This window comes from Brevibacillus sp. (assembly GCF_003521185.1).
Taxonomy (GTDB): domain Bacteria; phylum Bacillota; class Bacilli; order Brevibacillales; family Brevibacillaceae; genus Brevibacillus; species Brevibacillus parabrevis.
The window spans coordinates 1-4,114 of sequence record NZ_DOTK01000092.1 but is presented as its reverse complement, the minus strand read 5'-3'; the positions used below and the strand labels follow the sequence as shown (position 1 = coordinate 4,114).

Here is a 4,114-nt window from a genome sequence, read left to right as displayed (position 1 = left end):
TCTACTTGACAGGGGGCACTTCACAGCCTACAGTCCGAGGGTCTTTTTCCGTCATTTCCTGAAAGTATCCAGGACAAATTCCTTGAAGCGCACGGCAGCAGGAGACAAGTAGCCGCCCTGGACCTGGGCCATGCCGATGACGCGCTGGCATTTCGGGCTGCTGATGCGGATTTGCGCGATTTTGCTTTTGTCGATGCCCCGCAAATCGGGCAGCAAGGACACGCCGAGTCCCGCCGAAACCAGCCCTGCTACGGTGGCTGCTTCTTCGCCTTCGAAGGTCACTCGCGGGACTACACCCAGCTGCTCAAACAGCTGGTCTGTCGTTCGCCGCAGGGCGTAGCCCTTTTTCAAAAAGATGAACGACTCCTCGGCAATTTCCGCGAGCAGGATGCTCTCCCGTTCAGCCAGCGGATGTCCGAGCGGAACGATGGCAAACAGTTCTTCGCTCCAGAGCGGCGTCCACAAAATCGGCAGCTTGGTTTCGGTCGGTTCTGCCAACAGGCACAAATCCAGCTCGCCGGCGTCGAGATGCGCAAGCAGCGAGTAGCTGTGATTTTGGATCATGGTGAAGCTGATCGAGGGCGACTTGGCGCGGAAAGAACCGATCAGGTCGGGAATCAGGCTGGTGCCGAGCGTGTGCAAAAAGCCAAGCGCCACTTCCCCGTGATCGGGATGAACGAGATCGCGAAGCTCCTGTTTTCCGTCCTCAAATTCCTTGAGAATCCGGTTGACGCGCTTTAAAAAAAGCTGGCCGTAGCGATTGAGCATAATCGTCCGGCCTTGTCGCTCAAAAAGCGGGACGCCAAGCTCCTCCTCCAGCCGGGCAATGGAGCGGCTAAGTGCAGGCTGGGAAAGCGACATGGCTTCCGCTGCGCGGGTGACGTGCTGGATGCGGGCGAGTGTCTGAAAGTATTCGAGCTGTTGCCATTCCATGGAAGCAACCTCCCTGTATGACGCTGATCTGTCGTCAATTCATTACTTTGGTGCATCAAAATTATGATTACAATAAATTATACATTATGAATTGTCAATGATAGTATAACAGTGAAGCGGGGAGAAACACGGGGAGGTTTCACCATCATGGGACACATCAAGCAAGGCACAGCCACTTTTCGCAAGACGAACCTGGCGTTTTTTGCAGCGGGTTTCAATACGTTTGCCATTTTGTACAGCACGCAGCCATTAATGCCTGAATTTACAAAAGAATTTGGCATTTCGCCGACGATGGCAAGCTTGTCGCTTTCGCTGACGACGATCTCTCTTTCGATCAGCATGCTGATTTTCGGGACGGTGTCCGAAGTGTGGGGGCGCAAGCCGGTGATGATCAGCTCGATGCTGGCGGCGTCGCTCTTGTCGATTTTGACGGCATGCAGCACTTCCTACGAGACTTTACTTCTGTACCGCATTATTCAAGGAATTTCATTGGGAGGACTCCCTTCGATCGCCATGGCTTATCTCGGAGAAGAGATGGAACCGAGAAGTCTCGGTGTGGCGATGGGACTATACATCAGCGGGAACTCGCTGGGAGCGGTGTGCGGGCGGATTCTCTCCGGGACGCTCACGGACTTGTTCAACTGGCACGTGGCAATGGGGACAATCAGCCTGATGAGCCTGGTAGCCACACTGGTTTTCTGGATGAGCTTGCCCGCCTCGCAAAATTTTCACGCGCGTGCTCCCGAGCTGCGCAAGCTGGCAGGCTCGATGCTCGCCCACTTGCGGGACCCGGCTCTGCTTTGTCTGTTTGGCATCGGATTTTTGAGCCTTGGCAGCAACGTCGCGCTCTACAACTATATCGGGTATGTGCTGACTGCGCCGCCCTACTCGCTCAGCCAAACGCTCGTAGGCTGGATCTTCATCGTCTTTCTCGTCGGGATGTTCGCTTCCGTCTGGATGGCGAAGCTGGCCGAGAAGTTCGGGCGGACGAAAATGCTGCTCGTCTCTTTGTTGCTGACGCTGATTGGCGCATGCCTGACGCTCGATGCGCATTTGGCTGTCATCGTCGCGGGCCTGCCGATTCTCACCTTTGGCTTTTTCGGCAGCCACTCCATCGCGAGCGGCTGGGTAGGCAAGCGCGCAACCCACGACAAGGCGCAAGCGTCTTCGCTCTACTTGTTCTTTTATTACGCAGGCTCCAGCATTGGCGGGACGATGGGAGGACTTTTCTGGTCTTCGCTCGGCTGGGGTGGCGTCGTCGCGATGATCGCCGGATTCATGGCCGTAGCCTTCGTGTTTGCCACAAAATTGTCCAAAGCGATAGCCATTCCGGCGCCTCCGGTTTTGGAGAAGAAGTGGTCGGTGGCGAAGATGAAGTGATAATGAGGAAAAGCCCCAACGGCTTGTTGGGGCTTTTTCTTATGAACTGCGATTCCTCGTAACACTTATCACTGCCGCTAAGTAAAGAATCGCAGCAACGATCGCTCTTAGGAACGAGCGGTCACCAGTGTCATTGTTGTAAATGGAAACGGACGCCATTACCACGATGTGGCCAAGTATGTAAACCAATAGGCCGTACAGAAGTTTTTTCCACATAAGGGACCATCCTTTTTCATAATCAAAGCTGTCGTAATCAGGGGATGCCATCTCTATATCTGCAAGGTATTGTACGGTTGAGTGATGGCTGGTGGGTTTCTTTTCGGCTGCAAATACAAGGGCGCTTTTTGCTGCAATTATTTTCCTTTTCATTATATACCAGGAAATTCCGAATGAATATAATTACAAGAAGAAGTGCGAGAAGATCGATAAAAACCTCAGACATAGGACGCTTTGTACTGCCGGAGCAACGAGATTCAGGAAAAAAGAGTCGGGAAACGCTCGGGATTGCAAGGGGGAGAGAGATAGGGGTTCACAAACTCGGTAAAAACGTTCAATATTAGCACCATATACGAGAAGACGACAATATCCAATTCTATTCATCCCGAAAGGACCTGATCAAAATGACCCTAGGCGGTTTTCAAAGCGGCTTTTCAGCCAGAAAAGTGCCGCGCTCGGAGGTGAAGTGGGAGCAGTTCCTCATGTGCAGTCACGGGTGCGCGGAAGTCATCCAGCTGATCTCCCACGTATCGGGCGAGGTTGAGTTTGAGTTGTGCAAAATCGAGGCGGAGCGAATGGGCAAAGTGCTGCTTGAAGCTGCGAAGACAGAAAGTTTTTGAAACTTCTGGGCCGCTGATCCGTACGTATGTAAGAAGAGAACCGATTACAAAAGGGGAGGCGGAACATGAGCGAAAATCAGGGAGTAAAAATGAGTCCCTTCCAAGCTGGGGGGAAGCTGATCGTCACGATTCTCGTACTTGTCGTTTTGGTCTTGCTCGGGACCCAATCGTTTACCATCATATCAGCTGGTCACAGCGGCGTCGTTTTGCAGCTCGGTGCTGTCCAGCCAAAAGTTTTGCAGGAAGGCATGCACTTCAAAATTCCTTTTATCCAAACGATCGTTCCGATGGAGGTGCGGGTGCAAAAATCGGAGACGAGTCAAACGTCCGCTTCGCGTGACTTGCAAACCGTATCGACGACCATCGCGGTCAACCACCACCTGGACAGCGACAACGTGAACAAACTGTACCAGCAAGTAGGTTTGGAGTACAACAGCCGCATCGTCGACCCGGCTATCGCCGAGGCTTTGAAGGCGGTTACGGCGCAGTACACGGCAGAAGAACTCATTTCCAAGCGTTCCGAAGTGAGCAACAAAGTCAAAGAAGTTTTGCGGCAAAAGCTGTCCACGTACAATATCATTCTGGATGAAATCAACATTCGCGAATTTACGTTCAGCGATGAATTTAACCGCGCAATCGAGTCGAAGCAAGTGGCGGAGCAGCAAGCGCTCAAATCGAAGCTCGACCTGGAGCGGATCAAAATCGAGAAAGAGCAGGAAATCACGCGAGCGCAGGCACAGGCCGAAGCTTTGCGCCTGCAAAAACAAGAAGTGACGCCGGAGCTGATCCAGCTCAGACAGATCGAAGCACAGCTGGAAGCGATCCGCAAATGGGACGGCAAGCTGCCGAACGTCACGGGAGGCGCCACTCCGTTTATCAACGTGGGGAATCAATAACGACCAAACGAAAAGACCATCGGGCTACAGTCGGCCAGATGGTCTTTTTTTTGTGCGCCCAGCATGGGC

At 52.9% G+C, this 4,114-nt stretch carries 4 protein-coding genes; 3 read left to right on the top strand and 1 reads right to left on the bottom strand.

All coding sequences use genetic code 11. The features are described from left to right. Nucleotides 1–51 precede the first annotated feature (51 nt). A complete protein-coding gene (locus DEP07_RS27020; protein WP_122963031.1) occupies nucleotides 52–933 on the bottom strand; it encodes a LysR family transcriptional regulator in 882 nt (293 codons plus the stop codon). A gap of 147 nt (nucleotides 934–1,080) precedes the next feature. Here DEP07_RS27020 and DEP07_RS27015 point away from each other — a divergent pair, with 147 nt between their 5' ends. From DEP07_RS27015 to DEP07_RS27005, 3 genes are all read left to right on the top strand, one after another. Next, nucleotides 1,081–2,313, top strand: a complete 1,233-nt coding sequence (locus DEP07_RS27015) for an MFS transporter (RefSeq protein ID WP_287103258.1) — start codon at nucleotides 1,081–1,083, stop codon at nucleotides 2,311–2,313. A 620-nt stretch (nucleotides 2,314–2,933) separates the two neighbouring features. After that, nucleotides 2,934–3,149, top strand: a complete 216-nt coding sequence (locus DEP07_RS27010) for a hypothetical protein (RefSeq protein WP_122963034.1) — start codon at nucleotides 2,934–2,936, stop codon at nucleotides 3,147–3,149. A 65-nt stretch (nucleotides 3,150–3,214) separates the two neighbouring features. Beyond that, nucleotides 3,215–4,045: a prohibitin family protein gene (locus tag DEP07_RS27005; protein WP_122963035.1), complete on the top strand. Its 831-nt coding sequence runs from the start codon at nucleotides 3,215–3,217 to the stop codon at nucleotides 4,043–4,045. Nucleotides 4,046–4,114 lie beyond the last annotated feature (69 nt).

What these genes read in the sequence shown, in the direction of transcription:
- DEP07_RS27010 (WP_122963034.1), top strand. Translation starts at nt 2,934, where the DNA reads ATGACCCTAGGCGGTTTTCAAAGCGGCTTTTCAGCCAGAAAAGTGCCG.
- DEP07_RS27015 (WP_287103258.1), top strand. Translation starts at nt 1,081, where the DNA reads ATGGGACACATCAAGCAAGGCACAGCCACTTTTCGCAAGACGAACCTG.
- DEP07_RS27020 (WP_122963031.1), bottom strand. Translation starts at nt 933, where the DNA reads ATGGAATGGCAACAGCTCGAATACTTTCAGACACTCGCCCGCATCCAG.
- DEP07_RS27005 (WP_122963035.1), top strand. Translation starts at nt 3,215, where the DNA reads ATGAGCGAAAATCAGGGAGTAAAAATGAGTCCCTTCCAAGCTGGGGGG.